Origin of the sequence: Aminobacter sp. DSM 101952, from assembly GCF_001424795.1 — a bacterium.
GTDB lineage: Bacteria > Pseudomonadota > Alphaproteobacteria > Rhizobiales > Rhizobiaceae > Aminobacter > Aminobacter aganoensis.
The window spans coordinates 153,469-169,598 of sequence record NZ_LMCL01000034.1; the positions used below are offsets into that span (position 1 = coordinate 153,469).

Consider the following 16,130-nt stretch of genomic DNA (forward strand, 5'->3'; position numbering starts at 1 on the left):
GCTCTTTCCAGTTGCTGGAAAGTCAAGCGTCGCGATGGACAGCTGTGTCTGACGGTTTTGCGGGGCAGAAACCTCGTTGCACAGCAGCGTCGTGCACCCTCGATGCGCGGGCGTTTTTGGCCAGCCTGCGAGGCTGCGAGCGCGGTTGATTCGGTGCCGGTCGCAGGTTTGCTGCGGCGATGCATACAATTTCGCTGCAGGCATCGGAACACGGTTGACCTTCCAGTCACGGGAAGCCCTAGCGTCGCCGAAATTCATCCAGCGGGGTCGTCGCAGGCCTCGCATTTTTGTCGACGGGACCGTTTCGAATGACTGGGAAGACGAGAACACTATTGGTGGCTGTTGCGGCGTTGAGTGGCGCCGCATGGTTTGCCTATTCCGATGGCGCGCCGGCCTATGTCAGGCAGGCCCTGGCGTCCGGCGAGGCCAACCCGGCCGCACCCGTACCTCCGCCTCCACAGGTGCCGGTGGCGGAAGTCGTCACCCGCGTGCTCGCGCCGTCGTCCCAGTTCACGGGCGTCGTCGCAGCCGCCAGGACCGTCGAACTGCGACCTCGCATAGGTGGGGTCATCGAGGCGGTCAGCGTGCCCGAGGGCGGGCTGGTCGAACGTGGCCAGCTTCTGTTCCAGATCGATGCCAGGCCGTTCGAGGTCGCGCTCCAGAGTGCCGAGGCGCAATTGCGCCGGGCCGAGGTTCTGCTCGATCAGGCCGGCGTCGACCTCGACCGCTCGCGACGCCTGGCGCCAAAGGGCGCCATCTCCGAGAAGACGTTCGACGACGATGTCGCGCGCAAACGGGAGCGGGAGGCGCAGGTCGAGGAGGCGAGGGCGGTGGTTGCCGCGGCCAGGCTCGATCTCTCCTACACGCGGGTCACCGCACCCATCTCCGGTCGCGTCGACCGCGTGCTGGTGACCGAGGGCAATCTCGTCGCCGGCGCCTCGGGTGCGGCCACGCTGCTCACCACTATCGTCTCCGTCGACCCGGTCCATGTCCATTTCGACATCGACGAGGCGACCTATCTTGGTTTCCAGGGACAGGGCAGGCCCGACGCGTCTGGCGAGGCGGCCTCGGCGGTTCCCGTCGCCGTCGGCCTGACGGGAGAGGCCGGCTTCCCCCACATGGGCAGGCTGGATTTCCTCGGCAATCGCGTCGACAGCACGACGGGTACGATCAGGGCCCGCGCCGTGCTCGCCAATCCGGCCGGCGCGCTGATGCCCGGCCTGTTCGCACGGGTGAATCTCGCCACCAGTGCTGCCCGCGACACCGTCCTCATCGACGATCAGGCAGTCGGCACCGACCAGGGCCGCCGCTACGTCCTGGTGCTGGGCGCCGGTGACATGGTCGAATACCGGCCGGTCGAACTGGGCGCGATGAACGACGGGTTGCGCGTCGTCGAAAGCGGCCTGAAGGCCGGTGACACGATCATCATCAAGGGCCTCGTCCGGCCCGGCATGCAGGTTACCCCGAACCGCATCGCGATGGCGCCCGACCGGCGCTCGGTCGACGGCGTTGCCGATGGCAGTGCGCAGGAGGCACGTCGATGAACCTGCCCCACTTTTTCATCAAGCGCCCGATCTTTGCGATCGTGCTGTCGGCCCTCATGCTGATCGCCGGCGCGATGGCGCTGTTCCGTCTCCCCCTCAGCGAATATCCGTCCGTCACGCCGCCGACCGTGCAGGTGACGGCCAGCTATCCCGGCGCCAACCCCGAGGTGATCGCCGAGACGGTCGCATCGCCGCTCGAACAGTCGATCAACGGCGTCGAAGGCATGCTCTACATGAGCTCGCAGGCCGCGACCGACGGCCGGATGACGCTGACCGTCACCTTCGCCCAGGGCACCGATCCGGATATGGCCCAGATCCAGGTCCAGAACCGCGTGTCGCGGGCGTTGCCGCGCCTGCCCGAAGAGGTCCAGCGCATCGGCGTCGTCACGCAGAAGACCTCGCCCGACATCCTGATGGTGGTGCACCTGGTATCGCCCGACAAGCGCTATGATCCGCTCTACATCTCCAACTTTGCCACCCTCCAGATCCGGGACACGCTCGCCCGTCTGCCAGGGGTCGGCGACGTCATCATCTGGGGCGCCGGCGAATACGCCATGCGCGTCTGGCTGGATCCGGCCAAGGTTGCTGCGCGCGGTTTGACCGCGAGCGATGTCGTTGCCGCCATCCGCGAGCAGAACGTTCAGGTCGCAGCCGGCTCGGTCGGCCAGCAGCCGTCGGCGGCGGCCAGCTATGAGGTCACCGTCAGCACGCTCGGGCGCCTGTCCAGCGAGGAGCAGTTCGGGGAAATCGTCATCAAGACCGGCGATGACGGGCAGATCGTGCGTCTGCGCGATGTTGCGCGAATTGGCCTGGGCGCCGATGGCTACGCCTTGCGCAGCCTGCTCGACGGCGAGCCGGCCGTGGCGATCCAGATCATCCAGCGGCCCGGTGCGAACGCGCTCGACGTTTCCAGCGCCGTGCACGCCGAGATGGCGCAGCTGCAGCGCAGCTTTCCGGAGGGCCTGGAATACCGGATCGCCTACGATCCCACCGTCTTCGTGCGCGCCTCCCTGTCCGCCGTCATGACGACGCTGCTCGAAGCGATCATCCTCGTCGTCATCGTCGTCGTCCTGTTCCTGCAGACGTGGCGTGCGTCCATCATTCCGCTGGTCGCCGTGCCCATATCGCTCGTCGGCACGCTTGCGGTCATGTATCTGATGGGCTTCTCGCTCAACACGCTGTCGCTGTTCGGCCTGGTCCTTTCGATCGGCATCGTCGTCGACGACGCCATCGTCGTGGTCGAGAACGTCGAACGCCACATCGGCCTTGGCGAGACGCCGAAGGAGGCGGCGCGCAAGGCGATGGATGAGGTCACCGCACCGATCATCGCGATCACCTCCGTCCTGGCTGCCGTGTTCATTCCGTCCGCGTTTCTGTCGGGCCTCCAGGGTGAGTTCTACCGCCAGTTCGCGGTGACGATCGCCATCTCGACGATGCTTTCGGCGATCAACTCGCTGACGCTCTCGCCGGCACTCGCCGCCATGCTGTTGAAACCGCACCATGGCGCCCGCCGCGATTGGCTGACCCGCGGCATCGACTTTGTGTTCGGCAGGTTCTTCCGGCTGTTCAACCGTTTCTTCGACCGAGCATCCAGCGCCTATGTTGGCACCGCGCGCCGCGCCATCCGCATCAGCGGCGTGGTGTTCGTCATCTATGGTGGCCTGCTGGGCGCGACCTATCTCGGCTTCCAGAGCATCCCCAGCGGTTTCGTGCCGGCGCAGGACAAGTATTACCTCGTCGGCATCGCGCAACTGCCCTCCGGCGCCTCGCTCGACCGCACCGAAGCCGTCGTCAAGGAGATGTCCAGGATCGCGCTGGCCGAGCCCGGCGTCGAAAGCGTCGTCGCCTTTCCCGGCCTCTCGGTGAACGGCTTCGTCAACCTGCCCAACGCCGCCGTGGTCTTCGCCATGCTCGACCCGTTCGACCAGCGCAAGGACCCGGCACTTTCGGCCAACGCCATCGCCGGGCGTCTGATGGGCAAATACAGTCAGATCCCCGACGGCTTCGTCGGCATCTTCCCGCCGCCGCCGGTTCCCGGGCTCGGCACGACAGGTGGCTTCAAGCTCCAGCTCGAGGATCGCGCCGGCATGGGGCTCGAAGCCCTGGCCAGGGTGCAGGGCGAGATCATGGCTAGGGCCGCCGCCGCACCTGAACTCGCGGGCATGATGGCCAGCTTCCAGGTCAATGCCCCGCAGGTCCAGGTCGATCTCGACCGGGTCAAGGCCAAGGCGCAAGGTGTTCCGCTGACGGCGATCTTCGAGACGCTGCAGGTCAATCTCGGCTCGCTCTACGCAAACGACTTCAACCGCTTCGGCCGCACCTACCGCGTCATCGTCCAGGCCGACGAGCCGTTCCGCGCGCAGGTCGACGACATTGCACGGCTGAAGGTTCGCAATGCCGCGGGTGAGATGGTTCCGCTTGCGGCCCTTGCAACCGTCGTGACAAGTTCGGGACCGGACCGGGTGATGCACTACAACGGCTATCCCTCGGTCGACATCACCGGAGGTCCGGCACAGGGCTATTCGTCCGGGCAGGCGACGGCGGCGATCGAGCGGATCATGCGCGAGACACTGCCGGCCGGCATGGCGTATGAATGGACCGATCTGGTCTTCCAGGAAAAGCAGGCTGGCAACACGGCCATGATCGTGTTCCCGCTCGCGGTCCTGCTGGCCTTCCTGATCCTGGCTGCGCAATACAACAGCTGGTCCTTGCCGTTTGCGGTCCTGTTGATAGCGCCGCTGGCGGTGCTCTCGGCGATCGGCGGGGTCTGGCTCTCCGGCGGCGACAACAACATCTTCACCCAGATCGCGTTTGTCGTCCTCGTCGGGCTTGCGGCCAAGAACGCGATCCTCATCGTGGAGTTCGCCCATGAGGAGGAAAAGAAGGGCAGCGATCCGCTGGCGGCGGTGCTCGAAGCCGCGCGCCTGCGCCTCAGGCCGATCCTGATGACGTCGCTCGCCTTCATCGCCGGTGTCGTGCCCCTGGTCATCGCGACCGGCGCCGGCGCCGAGATGCGCCATGCCATGGGCATCGCCGTGTTCGCCGGCATGCTCGGCGTCACGGTGTTCGGACTGGTCCTGACGCCCGTCTTCTACGTCGTGATCCGGCGGCTCGTGCTGCGCCGCGAACGCAGCAAAGGGGAGATGATGGCCGTCTCCCCGGCGGAGCGCTCGCCGCGATCTCCAGGGTAGCGGTCAGGCAGCCTTGCGCCGCTGGAAGGGTCCGTGCGGGATCTCCGGCGGCGCGAAGCTTTCGGCGTTGGCGCGGTCCCAGCGGCTGTACCAGTCGGCCAGTTCGGGAATTTCCTCGCCGGCGACGAGAAAGCCCTCCGGCAGGTACGGATAGGCCTCGTTGCCGTCGAGGAACTCGTTGTCCTTCTGCCGGAACATGAAGTGATAGGGCATGAAGTCGCTGGGATCGCTCAGGCCGGCCGACCCGGCGATTTCGCCAAGTGCCTTCATCGTGTTGCGGTGGAAGCGCGCGACGCGATCGCTCTTGTCGCCGACATCGAGCGCCCGCTGGCGGCCCGGGTCCTGCGTCGCAATGCCGACCGGGCACTTGTTGGTGTGGCAGGCCTGAGCCTGGATGCAGCCGATGGCGAACATGAAGCCGCGCGCTGCATTGCACCAGTCGGCCCCCAGCGCCACCACGCGGGCGATGTCGAAGGCGGAAACGATCTTGCCGGCCGCGCCGATCTTCACCTCATGGCGGATTCCGGCGCCGCGCAGCGTGTTGTGCACGAAGGTCAGCCCCTCCAGCATCGGCATGCCGACCCGGTTGGCGAACTCGACGGGCGCCGCGCCCGTTCCGCCTTCCGCGCCGTCCACCACGATGAAGTCGGGGATGATCCCCGTCTTCAGCATCGCCTTGACCATGCTCATGAATTCACGGCGATGGCCGATGCACAGCTTGATCCCGACCGGCTTGCCGCCCGACAGGATGCGCAACTGGCCGACGAACCGCATCAGGCCGACCGGCGTCGAGAACGTGCTGTGGGCGGCCGGCGAAACGCAGTCGACGCCCATCGGGATGCCGCGCGCCTCGGCGATCTCCGGCGAGATCTTCGAGGCCGGCAGCATGCCGCCGTGGCCCGGTTTGGCGCCCTGGCTCAGTTTGATCTCGATCATCCTGATCTGCGGATCGGCGGCGAGCTCGGCGAATTTCGCGGGCGAGAAGCTGCCGTCGTCGTTGCGGCAGCCGAAATAGCCCGACGCCACCTGGTAGATCAGGTCGCCGCCGCCCTGGCGGTGATGACGGCTGATGCCGCCTTCGCCGGTGTCATGCGCGAAGCCGCCCTGCTTCGCCCCGGTGTTCAGGGAAAGAATGGCGTTGGCAGACAGCGAGCCGAAGCTCATCGCCGAGATGTTGTAGAGGCTGGCATCATAGGGCTGCCTGCAGGCGGAGCCGCCGATGCGCACCCGGAAGTTGGTGTCGCTGATGGTAACGGGCGAGGCCGAATGGGTCAGCCAGGCATAGCCGGAGCCGTAGACGTTCTCGATCGTGCCGAAGGGCCGTTTGTCCTCGGCGCCCTTGGCGCGCTGGTAGACGAGGCCGCGCGCCTGCCGGCTGAACGGCACCTCCTCGTGGTCGGCCTCGATCAGATATTGCCTGATTTCCGGCCGGAAGCCCTCGAGCAGGAAGCGCAGGTGCCCCACCACCGGATAGTTGCGCAGGATGGAGTGCCGGCGTTGCAACAGGTCATGCACGCCGAGCAGGAAGAGCCCGCCGCAGAGCGTGGCGACGACCAGCAGCCACGTGCTGTACAGCGCCGCCCCCGCAAGGGACGCGAGCGCAATGAGCCCGACGCTCACGAATATCGTATAGCGCTGGTGCGAGAGGATGATGCTCACCATTTTGGGATTTTGTCCGGAAAGTCCGCGAGAGGCGGTTGTGGCATTGCGTAGCGAGGGTGGTCCGGAACGGAATGCCGCGAACGGCAAATCACTCCGGCGACGCGCCTATAGCATCGAATTCATGACATTGCAGCGAATGTCGGCGGCGTTGCGGCGCGTGCGACAGCAATGTGGGGAACATCAGGACGCGCCAAGAAGTCCGCCAGGATACGGCGGTGTCGTAGGAATTTAGGAGTTGGGGGGCACTGGTGGTTAGCTGGCGGAGAGAGCGGGATTCGAACCCGCGATACGGTTCCCCGTATACACACTTTCCAGGCGTGCGCCTTCAACCACTCGGCCACCTCTCCGCATCGCGCGCTTTGCGCCGGCCGGTTTCGCCGGGCAGGTTGGGAGTGCGTGCATCTCCTGGGGCGTGGCTGCGGCCGCTGGGGCCGGCAATCGGGGCGCAGTCAACCTGCCTGCGCCTTCCGCCTGCGGCCGAACACAATCGCTTGCATTCCACCGCCGGGCTCATCTAGTCGATCCCGCGACGCTTGCCAAGCGGTCGCGTGCAAATCTTGCCGGCGAATTGGCCTTGCCGGCAAAATAGGACGTGATGCGCCCCGTGCGGCCGGCCTGCCCCCTGCCGGCGCGCCATGCCACAAAGCTCAGTCGACGACCCTTCTGTGGTCTGAGGGGGGATTTTCCGCGGGCGGGCGCCTGTGGAGCTGCGGCGCCGGCACCTTGCCAGCGCCGGCCGGCCCGAGCAGACTGGTCGCGGGACGAACAATGGGCGGGGCGGAACGATGACCACCGAAGGCGGCACGACAGGCAACAGGAGCATGCTTGGCTGGCTGCCGGTCGCATGGCTCTGCCTGGTCATGGCCCTTTCCGCCCGCGGCATTGACGGCAGCCTGGCCGTCGTCCTGAGCTATGACTTCCCCGGCCCGGTGCTCTATTTCATCTGGTTCACCATGCTGTTCGGCGCGGTCACCATCCTGTGGGGCCTCTACCTTCTGTTCTTGGCCTACGACCGGTCGCAGCGCTTCGCCGTCCAGTTCATTCGCTGGCAGAGCGTCATCATCCTGGTCCTCGTCGCCCGCGAGCTTTACGTGCTCGCCGCGCCCGACTTCGCCTTCTCTCTGGCCTCGTTTGCCTGGACCGCCGGCGAGGTCGTCGTCGGCGCGGCGATGATCGCCCTGGTCAGGCGCGAGCGCCAGGCCGGGCCGGTTGTTGTCGCAGCGGCCGGGGCGCCGCGAGCGCCCGTGTCGGTCCCCGCAGCGATCGCGCTCACCCTGCTCGGCATCGTCCTGGGCGGCGCGCTGGGTCTGGCGCTCGGCCTCGGCGGCGGCCAGCTCTATGCCGAGGCGACCGACATGAGCTGCTTCGAGGGCGGCTGCGGTTACTTCGTCATTTTCATGGGTCTGGGCGGGACCGTGGCCGGCGCCATATCGGGCGGCGTCTTCGCGCTCTGGCGTGTGCTGAGCCGCCGCGCCAGCCGGCCGGTCTAGGCATTTGCCTGTCAATTCGGCGTGTCCGTGATTGCGCCGCGGCGTCGCACGCCCTATTTCTGCTGTCGAAACCGGTATCCCAGGGCCTCGCATGATCCGCTTCGTGTTCCGACTTGCCGCAGCGATCGCGCTTTCGGTGGCCGTCATCATGGCAGTGCTCGACGCCACCCGCACGGTCGCCGTCTCGCGGCTCGTGATGACCCCGCTCGACACCAGCTGGCAGACGGCCTCGCCGAGCACGCTGGCGGCGACCGAGACTTTCGTCCGCGACAAGACGGGCCCCGTCCTGTGGGATGCCGCCATCGTGCCCGTGCTCAATCTTCCTGGCTTCGCGGTCTTCGCCGTCCTGGCCTTCCTGCTCTACGCAATAGGCCACAGGCGGCGCCCGGGCCGCTTCACTGCCGAGGTCTGACCGCCGGCCGCTGCCGCGGCGCGACAGGGTTTCGGCTCACCGAGAAAGGCAGACTCCCGATGTTTTTCCTGAGCGACATGCTGAACAAGAAGCTCAAGCTGCCGGTGCCCGGCGAGGCGCTGCCCGGCCGCGAGCGGGCGATCCCGACGGCATCGAAGCACTTCGTCTCCAGGCGCCCGCTCAAGGGGCCATACCCCGAAGGTCTCGAGCAGGCGCTGTTCGGTCTCGGCTGCTTCTGGGGTGCCGAGCGGCTGTTCTGGCAGACGCCCGGCGTCTGGGTCACCGCCGTCGGCTATGCCGGCGGACTCACCCCCAACCCGACCTACCAGGAGACCTGCACCGGCCTCACCGGCCATGCCGAGGTCGTGCTCGTCGTTTTCGATCCCACGCAGGTCGCCTATGCCGACCTGCTCAAGATTTTCTGGGAGAGCCACGACCCGACGCAAGGCATGCGCCAAGGCAACGATGTCGGCACCACCTACCGCTCGGCGATCTACACTTTCTCCGACGCCCAGCAGGCCGAGGCGATCGCCTCGCGCGATGCCTACCAGGCGGCACTGAAGGGGGCCGGGCGCGACAAGATCACCACCGAGATCGCGGCCGCGCCGGAGTTCTATTTCGCCGAAGAGGATCACCAGCAATATCTCGCCAAGAATCCCGGTGGCTATTGCGGCCTCAAGGGCACCGGCGTTGCTTGCGCGATCCCGCAGAAGGCCGCCATTTAGGCATTCGTTTCACACACCATTTGCAACGCCTGTGCATTTTTCCAAAAGGTCAAGATTCCGCGTGAATTTTGTCTTGGCCCGTGCAAGAAATGGCTATGCGTGGGGGGATAGGGCCCTCGCCATGCGCTGTGCGGCAACCGGAGGAACGGGGCGCGCGGCGATCGCAAAAAGACAACCGACAGGGTGTGGATCACATGAAACGTATCGTTCTCGGCCTTCTGGCGGCCACCGCCATGTGTCTTCCGGCGTTTGCCGCTGATGTCCAGCCGGCGCTGCTCTACGATCTCGGCGGCAAGTTCGACAAGTCGTTCAACGAGGCGTCCTTCAACGGCGCCGAAAAGTTCAAGACCGAGACCGGCATTGCCTATGTCGAGTTCGAGGTTTCCAACGCCTCGCAGCGCGAGCAGGCGCTGCGCCGCTTCGCCGAGGATGGCCGCAACCCGATCGTCATGGCCGGCTTTGCCTGGTCCGAGGCGCTCGACAAGGTGGCCACCGACTATCCCGACCTGAAGTTCGCCATCATCGACATGGTCGTCGAGAAGCCCAACGTGAAGTCGATCGTCTTCAAGGAGCATGAAGGCTCCTACCTCGTCGGCGTCATGGCGGCACTCGCCTCGACCTCCAAGAAGGTCGGCTTCGTCGGCGGCATGGACGTTCCGTTGATCCGCAAGTTCGGCTGCGGTTATGTCGGCGGCGCCAAGGCCGCGGGTGCGACCGAAGTCATCCAGAACATGACCGGCGACACGCCGGCCGCCTGGAACGACCCGACCAAGGGCGGTGAAATCACCAAGACCCAGATCTCGCAGGGCGCCGACGTTGTCTACGCCGCGGCCGGCGGCACCGGCGTCGGCGTGCTCCAGGCTGCGGCGGACGCCGGCAAGCTCGGCATCGGCGTCGATTCCAACCAGAACGGCCTGCAGCCGGGCAAGGTGCTGACCTCGATGCTCAAGCGCGTCGACGTTGCCGTCTACAACGCCTTCATGGATGCCAAGAACGACAAGTTCGAAGGCGGCATCAACAATCTCGGCCTCAAGGAAGGCGGCGTCGACTACGCCATGGACGACAACAACAAGGCGCTCGTCACCGACGAGATGAAGGCTGCGGTCGAAAAGGCCAAGGCCGACATCATCGCCGGCACCGTCCAGGTCCACGACTACACCTCGGACGACAAGTGCCCCTATTGATCGGCTGAACACCGGACTGCGAACCACCGGGCGGCTGCCTGGTGGTTCGTTTCGTTGAGGCAGGAGAATGTCACGGAGCTCGCCCGTCGGCGGGAGGATGCGATGGCTAAGGTCACCGGCATAGGCGGTTTCTTCTTTCGGGCCAGGGATCCGAAGGCGCTTGCCGCCTGGTACGAAACGCATCTCGGCATCGTCGACATCGCCAGGGAAGTCTGGAAGCAGCAGGCCGGTCCGACCATCCTGGCGCCCTTCAGCCACGACACCGACTATTTCGGCCGCGCCGAGCAGCAATGGCTGATCAACCTGCGCGTCGACGATCTCGATGGCATGATGGCAGAACTTTCGGCGGCGGGAATAGCGGTCGAGACACGGGCCGAATGGGATTCCGAGGTCGGGCGGTTCTGCCGCATCCACGATCCCGAGGGCAATCCGATCGAGCTTTGGCAACCTTCCGATGCGGCCGGACTGACCTGAGCTTGGCGGCCCGCGCTTCTACCAGTGCGGAGGTTTCGTCACCGGCGTGTCGGGCAGGGTCTGTTCTTCGAGGACGAGGAAACGGTCGGTCAGCGCGTCGAGCTTCTTCTGCAGCCGTTCGATCACCTTCCACTGCTCGGCAAGCTGGCCCGAAAGCTCCTCGATCACCTGCTCCTGTTCGGCGAAGCGGATTTCGAGCGTCGTCAGCCGGTCGTCGGACGTGGTCATGGTCGTTCTCCTCGGTCCGCAACGGTCCGGACCAGTTGAAAGTGGGCGTCCGCGCCCGGTTTGTCGAGTACGGCAGCCGAGCCGATTGGCAGGGCAGGGCGACCGTGCTAGCTCTTCGGACAAGCCATAACAAGAACATAAGAACCTGAGGTGGGACGGTCGAATGGCTGAAAATGCGATCGAGCTGATCGGCATCAACAAGAGTTTCGGCGCCGTGCGCGCCAACCGCGACATCGCGCTCGAAATTCCGCGCGGCACCATCCATGGCATCATCGGCGAGAACGGCGCCGGCAAGTCGACGCTGATGTCGATCCTCTACGGCTTCTACCAGGCCGACAGCGGCGAGATTCGCGTCAACGGCAAGACGGCCGCGATCAAGACGCCCAACGACGCCATCGCCGCCGGCATCGGCATGGTCCACCAGCACTTCATGCTGGTCGAGAATTTCTCGGTGCTGGAAAACGTCATCCTCGGCGCCGAGGGCGAGGCCCTGCTGACGAAGTCGATCGCCAAGGCGCGTTCGGAGCTGCGCCGGCTGGAGAAGGAATACGGCCTCGAGGTCGATCCCGACGCGCTCATCGAGGAGCTGCCCGTCGGGCTCCAGCAGCGTGTCGAAATCCTCAAGGCGCTCTATCGCGGCGCCGAGATCCTGATTCTCGACGAGCCCACCGGCGTGCTCACCCCGGCCGAGGCCGACCATTTGTTCCGCATCCTCGAGCAGCTCAAGGAGCAGGGCAAGACGGTGGTGCTGATCACCCACAAGCTGCGCGAGATCATGGCCATCACCGACAACGTTTCGGTCATGCGCCAGGGCACCATGGTGGCCACCCGCAAGACCAGCGAAACGACGGTCGAGGAACTGGCCGAACTGATGGTCGGCCGCCGCGTGCTTTTGCGCGTCGAAAAGGGCGAGGCGCAGCCCGGCGCGGTCAAGCTTGCGGTCAAGAACCTGACGGTCAGGGATTCGCGCGGCGTTACCATGGTCGACGACGTGTCCTTCGACATCCGCGCCGGCGAGATCGTCGGCATCGCCGGCGTCGCCGGCAACGGCCAGTCGGAACTGATGGAGGCCGTCTCCGGCATCCGCAAGGCGGTCTCCGGCACCGTCATGCTCGACGGCAAGCCGATCGACCTGACCGGGCAGGCCGACCCGGGCGAACTGCGCGACCGTGGCCTCGCCCATGTGCCGGAAGACCGGCACCATGTCGGTCTGGTTCTCGCCTTCGACGAAAGCGAGAACTCGATTCTCGGCTACCACGACAAGCAGCAATATCTGAAGGGCCCGTTCCTCAATCTCGAGGCGATCCAGAAGGACGCCCAGGAGAAGATCGAGAAATACGACATCCGCCCGGCCAACCCACGGCTCAAGACCGCCAATTTCTCCGGCGGCAACCAGCAGAAGATCGTGCTCGCCCGCGAGATCGAGCAGGATCCCGGCGTGCTGATCGTCGGCCAGCCGACGCGTGGCGTCGATGTCGGCGCCATCGAGTTCATCCACAAGCGGCTGATCGCCATGCGCGACCAGGGCAAGGCGGTGCTGCTGATCTCGGTCGAGCTCGACGAGATCCGCTCGCTCTCCGATCGCATCCTGGTGATGTTCGCCGGCCGCGTCGTCGGCGAGCGCGGCCCCGAGGCGACCGAAGGCGAACTCGGACTGCTCATGGCAGGCGTCGAACACAAGGAGGCCGCCGAATGAGCACGCCTTACGCAAAACTCCCGGCCTGGGCCGACTACGGCCTCATTCCCCTGATCAACCTGCTCGTCGCCTTTGCCGTCGCCGGCCTCGTCGTGCTGCTCGTCGGCGAAAACCCGCTGCGTGCCGCCGTCATCCTGGTCGAGGGCGCCTTCGGCAGCGGCCAGGGCATCGCCTACACGCTGTTTTACGCCACCAACTTCATCTTTACCGGTCTTGCGGTCGCGGTCGCCTTCCACTGCGGCCTGTTCAACATCGGCGGCGAAGGCCAGGCCTACATCGCCGGTCTCGGCGTCGGCCTTGTGGCGCTTGCCTTCGACAGCGTCCTGCCGTGGTGGCTGACCTTCCCGCTGGCGATCCTCGCCGCCGCCCTCGTCGGGGCGCTGTGGGCGCTGATCCCGGCTTATCTCCAGGCCAAGCGCGGCTCGCACATCGTCATCACCACCATCATGTTCAACTTCATCGCCGCCAGCGTCATGGTCTACATGCTGGTCAACGTGTTGAAGCCGGTCGGCTCGATGGCGCCGCAGACCCGCCAGTTCCTCGAAGGCGGGCAACTGCCCAAGCTCGGCTGGCTGCTGGCCGAGTTCGGCCTCAAGGTCCGGCCGTCGGCACCGCTCAACATCTCCTTCCTGCTGGCGCTGGTCATGGCCTTCCTGGTCTGGGTGCTGATCTGGCGCACCAAGCTCGGCTACGAGATCCGCACCATGGGCTTCAGCCCCAAGGCCGCGCGCTATGCCGGCATCTCGGAAGTGCGCATCATCATCGTCACCATGCTCATCTCCGGCGCGCTGGCCGGCATGATGGCGCTCAACCCGATCATGGGCGACCAGCACAACGTGCCGCTCGACTTCGTCAGCGGCGCCGGCTTCGTCGGCATCGCGGTGGCACTGATGGGCCGCTCGCACCCCGCGGGCATCGTGCCGGCGGCGATCCTGTTCGGCATGCTCTACCAGGGCGGCGCCGAACTCGCCTTCGAGATGCCCAACATTTCCCGCGACATGATCGTCATCATCCAGGGCCTGGTCATCCTGTTTGCCGGTGCGCTGGAAAACATGTTCCGCCCGACGATCCAGGGCATCTTCGCGAGCTTCAGCCCGCGATCCGTCGGCATATCGGCGACCAAAGGGGAGCGTGCCTGAGATGGAATTCATCGACACGCTCATCAACATCCTGAACTCGACGATCCGGGTCTCGGTGCCGCTGCTGCTCGCCTGCCTGGCCGGCCTCTATTCCGAACGCGCCGGCGTCTTCGACATCGGCCTCGAGGGCAAGATGCTGGCCGGCGCCTTCGCCGGTGCAGCAGCTGCCGCCGTCTTTGCCTCGGCATGGATCGGCCTGCTCGTCGCCATGCTGGTCTCCGTCGGCATGGCGCTGATCCACGGCTTTGCCTCGATCACCCACCGCGGCAACCAGATCGTGTCGGGCGTGGCGATCAATTTCATCGCCGCCGGCTCGACCATCATCCTCGGCCAGGCCTGGTTCCAGCAGGGCGGCCGCACGCCGTCGCTGCCGCCGGAAGGTCGCTTCGGCGCCATCACGCTGCCCGGCGCCGACGCGCTGCGCGACGTGCCTGTCATCGGCCAGCTCTATTCCGGCCTGCTGTCGGGCCACTCGCTGCTGACCTACGTCGCTTTCCTGGCCGTGCCGTTCACCTGGTGGGTGCTGTTCCGCACTCGCTTCGGCCTGCGCCTGCGTGCCGTCGGCGAAAATCCGGCGGCGGTCGACACCGCCGGCATCTCGGTGACCTGGCTGCGCTATCGCGCGGTCATCTGCACCGGCATCCTCACCGGCCTCGCCGGCTCCTACATGGCGCTCGCCCAGAACGCCGGCTTCGTCAAGGACATGACCGCCGGCCGCGGCTACATCGCGCTCGCAGCCCTGATCTTCGCCAAGTGGAAGCCGGTGCCGGCGATGTTCGCCTGCCTGCTGTTCGGCTTCCTCGATGCGCTGTCGATCCGCCTCCAGGGCACGCCGTTGCCCATCATCGGCAAGGTGCCGGTGCAACTGATGCAGGCGCTGCCCTACATCCTCACTGTCATCCTGCTCGCCGGCTTCATCGGCAAGGCCATCCCGCCGCGTGCCGGCGGCGTGCCCTATGTGAAGGAGCGGTGAAGGCCGAATGATCGAAACTCCAAGCCGCCCCTCATCCGCCTGCCGGCACCTTCTCCCCGTGAAGAACGGGGAGAAGGACGCTGCGACGTTGACGCCCCCCTCTCCCCGTCATTCACGGGGAGAGGGTAAGGGTGAGGGGCAGATTTCAGGATACCGCCATGTCTCATGATCTCTTCCAGGCGGCCCGCACCGCCATGGCCAAGGCCTACGCGCCTTATTCAAAATTCCCCGTCGGCGCGGCCCTGCGCACCGAGGACGGCCGCGTCTTTGCCGGCGCCAACATCGAGGTCGCGTCCTATCCCGAGGGCTGGTGCGCCGAGACCACGGCACTTGGCCACTACATCATGGCCGGCGGCGGCAAGATCACCGAGATCGCAGTTGTCGCCGAGCGCATGGCCCGCATCACGCCCTGCGGCGGCTGCCGCCAGCGCCTCGCCGAATTCACCAGCCCAGATACCAAATTGTATCTTTGCGACGATGCCGGCATCGTCGAAACGGTCACCATAGGCCAGATGTTGCCCTACGGGTTCCAGGGGGAAATCCTGAAATGAAGGAAGCCGTCGATCGCCTCGTCGAGCAGCTCGACGGTCTCGCGCCGGCAACGGCAATGGTGCTGGGTTCCGGCCTTGGCGGCCTCGTCGACGAGGTCGAAAACGCCGTCCGCATCCCTTATGCCGCCTTGCCCGGTTTTCCCAGGAGCGGCGTCACCGGCCATGCCGGCGAGCTGGTTGCCGGGCTGTTCGGTGGCCGGCCTGTCATCATGATGGCTGGCCGTGCGCACTACTATGAGCATGGCGACGCCTCGGTCATGCGCCCGGCGCTCGAGACGCTGGCCGGCATCGGCGTCACCAAGCTGGTGCTCACCAACGCCGCCGGCTCCGTCGATCCTGAAATGCTGCCCGGCTCGATCATGCTGATCGAGGACCACATCAATTTCGCCGGCGCCAATCCGCTGTTCGGAGAGCCCACCGACCGCCGCTTCGTCGGCCTGACCGAGGCCTATGACGGCCGCTTGCGCAAGGCCTTCGAATCCGCCGCCGATGCCGCCGCCATTGAGCTGCACAAGGGCGTCTACATGTGGTTCTCCGGCCCGTCCTTCGAGACCCCGGCCGAAATCCGCATGGCCCGCATGTTCGGCGCCCATGCGGTCGGCATGTCGACCGTGCCCGAGGCGATCATCGCCCGCTTCCTCGGCCTCAGGGTGCTGGCCTGCTCCGTCATCACCAACCTCGCCGCCGGCATGACCGGTGCCGAGCTGTCGCACCGCGAGACCAAGGACATGGCCCCCATCGGCGGCGCCCGTCTCGCCTCGGTGCTGCGCAAGGCCTTCGAGAAGGGCTCGTTCGATGAGTGAGGGCGCTCTTACCCTCCCCCTTGTGGGGAGGGTCGCCGAGCGCGCTTTGCAAGGCAAA

Annotated in this window: 14 protein-coding genes and 1 tRNA gene; 12 read left to right on the forward strand and 3 right to left on the reverse strand. The window is 66.0% G+C overall.

All coding sequences use genetic code 11. The annotated features are described in order from the left end of the window. Window positions 1-308 precede the first annotated feature (308 nt). Both ASC75_RS23690 and ASC75_RS23695 read left to right on the forward strand, forming a co-directional pair. A complete protein-coding gene (locus tag ASC75_RS23690) occupies window positions 309-1,544 on the forward strand; it encodes an efflux RND transporter periplasmic adaptor subunit (RefSeq protein WP_055981486.1) in 1,236 nt (411 codons plus the stop codon). Continuing rightward, window positions 1,541-4,735 carry an efflux RND transporter permease subunit gene (locus ASC75_RS23695; protein ID WP_055981489.1) on the forward strand — a complete coding sequence of 1,065 codons (3,195 nt, stop codon included), beginning with the start codon at window positions 1,541-1,543 and terminating at the stop codon, window positions 4,733-4,735. Before ASC75_RS23690 ends, ASC75_RS23695 begins: the two co-directional genes overlap by 4 nt. Window positions 4,736-4,738: 3 nt before the next feature. Here the strand turns inward: ASC75_RS23695 and ASC75_RS23700 are convergent, their stop codons facing one another. Further along, window positions 4,739-6,397, reverse strand: a complete 1,659-nt coding sequence (locus ASC75_RS23700) for an FMN-binding glutamate synthase family protein (protein ID WP_055981492.1) — start codon at window positions 6,395-6,397, stop codon at window positions 4,739-4,741. 257 nt (window positions 6,398-6,654) lie between these two features. Continuing rightward, a tRNA-Ser gene (locus ASC75_RS23705) sits at window positions 6,655-6,744 on the reverse strand. Between the two features lie 438 nt (window positions 6,745-7,182). On the opposite strand from ASC75_RS23705, the gene ASC75_RS23710 reads away from it, so the two are divergent. From ASC75_RS23710 to ASC75_RS23730, 5 genes are all read left to right on the forward strand, one after another. Further along, window positions 7,183-7,887: a hypothetical protein gene (locus tag ASC75_RS23710; RefSeq protein WP_055981495.1), complete on the forward strand. Its 705-nt coding sequence runs from the start codon at window positions 7,183-7,185 to the stop codon at window positions 7,885-7,887. Between the two features lie 91 nt (window positions 7,888-7,978). Continuing rightward, window positions 7,979-8,299 (forward strand): hypothetical protein, encoded by a 321-nt coding sequence (locus ASC75_RS23715; protein WP_055981498.1) that lies wholly within the window; start codon window positions 7,979-7,981, stop codon window positions 8,297-8,299. 59 nt (window positions 8,300-8,358) lie between these two features. Next, entirely contained in the window at window positions 8,359-9,024 is a 666-nt protein-coding gene (gene msrA, locus ASC75_RS23720) for a peptide-methionine (S)-S-oxide reductase MsrA (protein ID WP_055981501.1), read from the forward strand. A 194-nt stretch (window positions 9,025-9,218) separates the two neighbouring features. Then, the gene (locus ASC75_RS23725; RefSeq protein ID WP_055981504.1) at window positions 9,219-10,208 is read left to right on the forward strand and encodes a BMP family ABC transporter substrate-binding protein; all 990 of its coding nucleotides are present in this window, start codon (window positions 9,219-9,221) and stop codon (window positions 10,206-10,208) included. Between the two features lie 102 nt (window positions 10,209-10,310). Further along, complete coding sequence (locus tag ASC75_RS23730) at window positions 10,311-10,682, forward strand: VOC family protein (RefSeq protein WP_055981507.1); 372 nt, start codon at window positions 10,311-10,313, stop codon at window positions 10,680-10,682. A gap of 18 nt (window positions 10,683-10,700) precedes the next feature. Here ASC75_RS23730 and ASC75_RS23735 read toward each other — a convergent pair whose 3' ends face one another. Beyond that, window positions 10,701-10,910: a SlyX family protein gene (locus ASC75_RS23735; protein ID WP_055981511.1), complete on the reverse strand. Its 210-nt coding sequence runs from the start codon at window positions 10,908-10,910 to the stop codon at window positions 10,701-10,703. A gap of 163 nt (window positions 10,911-11,073) precedes the next feature. Here ASC75_RS23735 and ASC75_RS23740 point away from each other — a divergent pair, with 163 nt between their 5' ends. The 5 genes from ASC75_RS23740 to ASC75_RS23760 all read left to right on the forward strand — a co-directional run bounded on the left by ASC75_RS23740 (window position 11,074) and on the right by ASC75_RS23760 (window position 16,072). Beyond that, window positions 11,074-12,606 (forward strand): ABC transporter ATP-binding protein, encoded by a 1,533-nt coding sequence (locus ASC75_RS23740; protein ID WP_055981514.1) that lies wholly within the window; start codon window positions 11,074-11,076, stop codon window positions 12,604-12,606. Continuing rightward, window positions 12,603-13,745: an ABC transporter permease gene (locus ASC75_RS23745; protein WP_055981517.1), complete on the forward strand. Its 1,143-nt coding sequence runs from the start codon at window positions 12,603-12,605 to the stop codon at window positions 13,743-13,745. The genes ASC75_RS23740 and ASC75_RS23745 overlap by 4 nt, the downstream gene beginning before the upstream one ends. 1 nt (window position 13,746) lies before the next feature. Then, window positions 13,747-14,718 (forward strand): ABC transporter permease, encoded by a 972-nt coding sequence (locus ASC75_RS23750; RefSeq protein WP_055981521.1) that lies wholly within the window; start codon window positions 13,747-13,749, stop codon window positions 14,716-14,718. Window positions 14,719-14,876: 158 nt separating this feature from the next. Next, the gene (cdd, locus tag ASC75_RS23755) at window positions 14,877-15,269 is read left to right on the forward strand and encodes a cytidine deaminase (RefSeq protein ID WP_055981524.1); all 393 of its coding nucleotides are present in this window, start codon (window positions 14,877-14,879) and stop codon (window positions 15,267-15,269) included. Beyond that, window positions 15,266-16,072 (forward strand): purine-nucleoside phosphorylase, encoded by an 807-nt coding sequence (locus tag ASC75_RS23760; RefSeq protein WP_055981527.1) that lies wholly within the window; start codon window positions 15,266-15,268, stop codon window positions 16,070-16,072. Before cdd ends, ASC75_RS23760 begins: the two co-directional genes overlap by 4 nt. The last annotated feature ends 58 nt before the right edge of the window (window positions 16,073-16,130 follow it).

Excerpts from the sequence above, each read along its gene's own strand:
- ASC75_RS23690 (WP_055981486.1), top strand. The coding sequence starts at position 309 with ATGACTGGGAAGACGAGAACACTATTGGTGGCTGTTGCGGCGTTGAGT.
- ASC75_RS23695 (WP_055981489.1), top strand. The coding sequence starts at position 1,541 with ATGAACCTGCCCCACTTTTTCATCAAGCGCCCGATCTTTGCGATCGTG.
- ASC75_RS23700 (WP_055981492.1), bottom strand. The coding sequence starts at position 6,397 with ATGGTGAGCATCATCCTCTCGCACCAGCGCTATACGATATTCGTGAGC.
- ASC75_RS23710 (WP_055981495.1), top strand. The coding sequence starts at position 7,183 with ATGACCACCGAAGGCGGCACGACAGGCAACAGGAGCATGCTTGGCTGG.
- ASC75_RS23715 (WP_055981498.1), top strand. The coding sequence starts at position 7,979 with ATGATCCGCTTCGTGTTCCGACTTGCCGCAGCGATCGCGCTTTCGGTG.
- msrA (WP_055981501.1), top strand. The coding sequence starts at position 8,359 with ATGTTTTTCCTGAGCGACATGCTGAACAAGAAGCTCAAGCTGCCGGTG.
- ASC75_RS23725 (WP_055981504.1), top strand. The coding sequence starts at position 9,219 with ATGAAACGTATCGTTCTCGGCCTTCTGGCGGCCACCGCCATGTGTCTT.
- ASC75_RS23730 (WP_055981507.1), top strand. The coding sequence starts at position 10,311 with ATGGCTAAGGTCACCGGCATAGGCGGTTTCTTCTTTCGGGCCAGGGAT.
- ASC75_RS23735 (WP_055981511.1), bottom strand. The coding sequence starts at position 10,910 with ATGACCACGTCCGACGACCGGCTGACGACGCTCGAAATCCGCTTCGCC.
- ASC75_RS23740 (WP_055981514.1), top strand. The coding sequence starts at position 11,074 with ATGGCTGAAAATGCGATCGAGCTGATCGGCATCAACAAGAGTTTCGGC.
- ASC75_RS23745 (WP_055981517.1), top strand. The coding sequence starts at position 12,603 with ATGAGCACGCCTTACGCAAAACTCCCGGCCTGGGCCGACTACGGCCTC.
- ASC75_RS23750 (WP_055981521.1), top strand. The coding sequence starts at position 13,747 with ATGGAATTCATCGACACGCTCATCAACATCCTGAACTCGACGATCCGG.
- cdd (WP_055981524.1), top strand. The coding sequence starts at position 14,877 with ATGTCTCATGATCTCTTCCAGGCGGCCCGCACCGCCATGGCCAAGGCC.
- ASC75_RS23760 (WP_055981527.1), top strand. The coding sequence starts at position 15,266 with ATGAAGGAAGCCGTCGATCGCCTCGTCGAGCAGCTCGACGGTCTCGCG.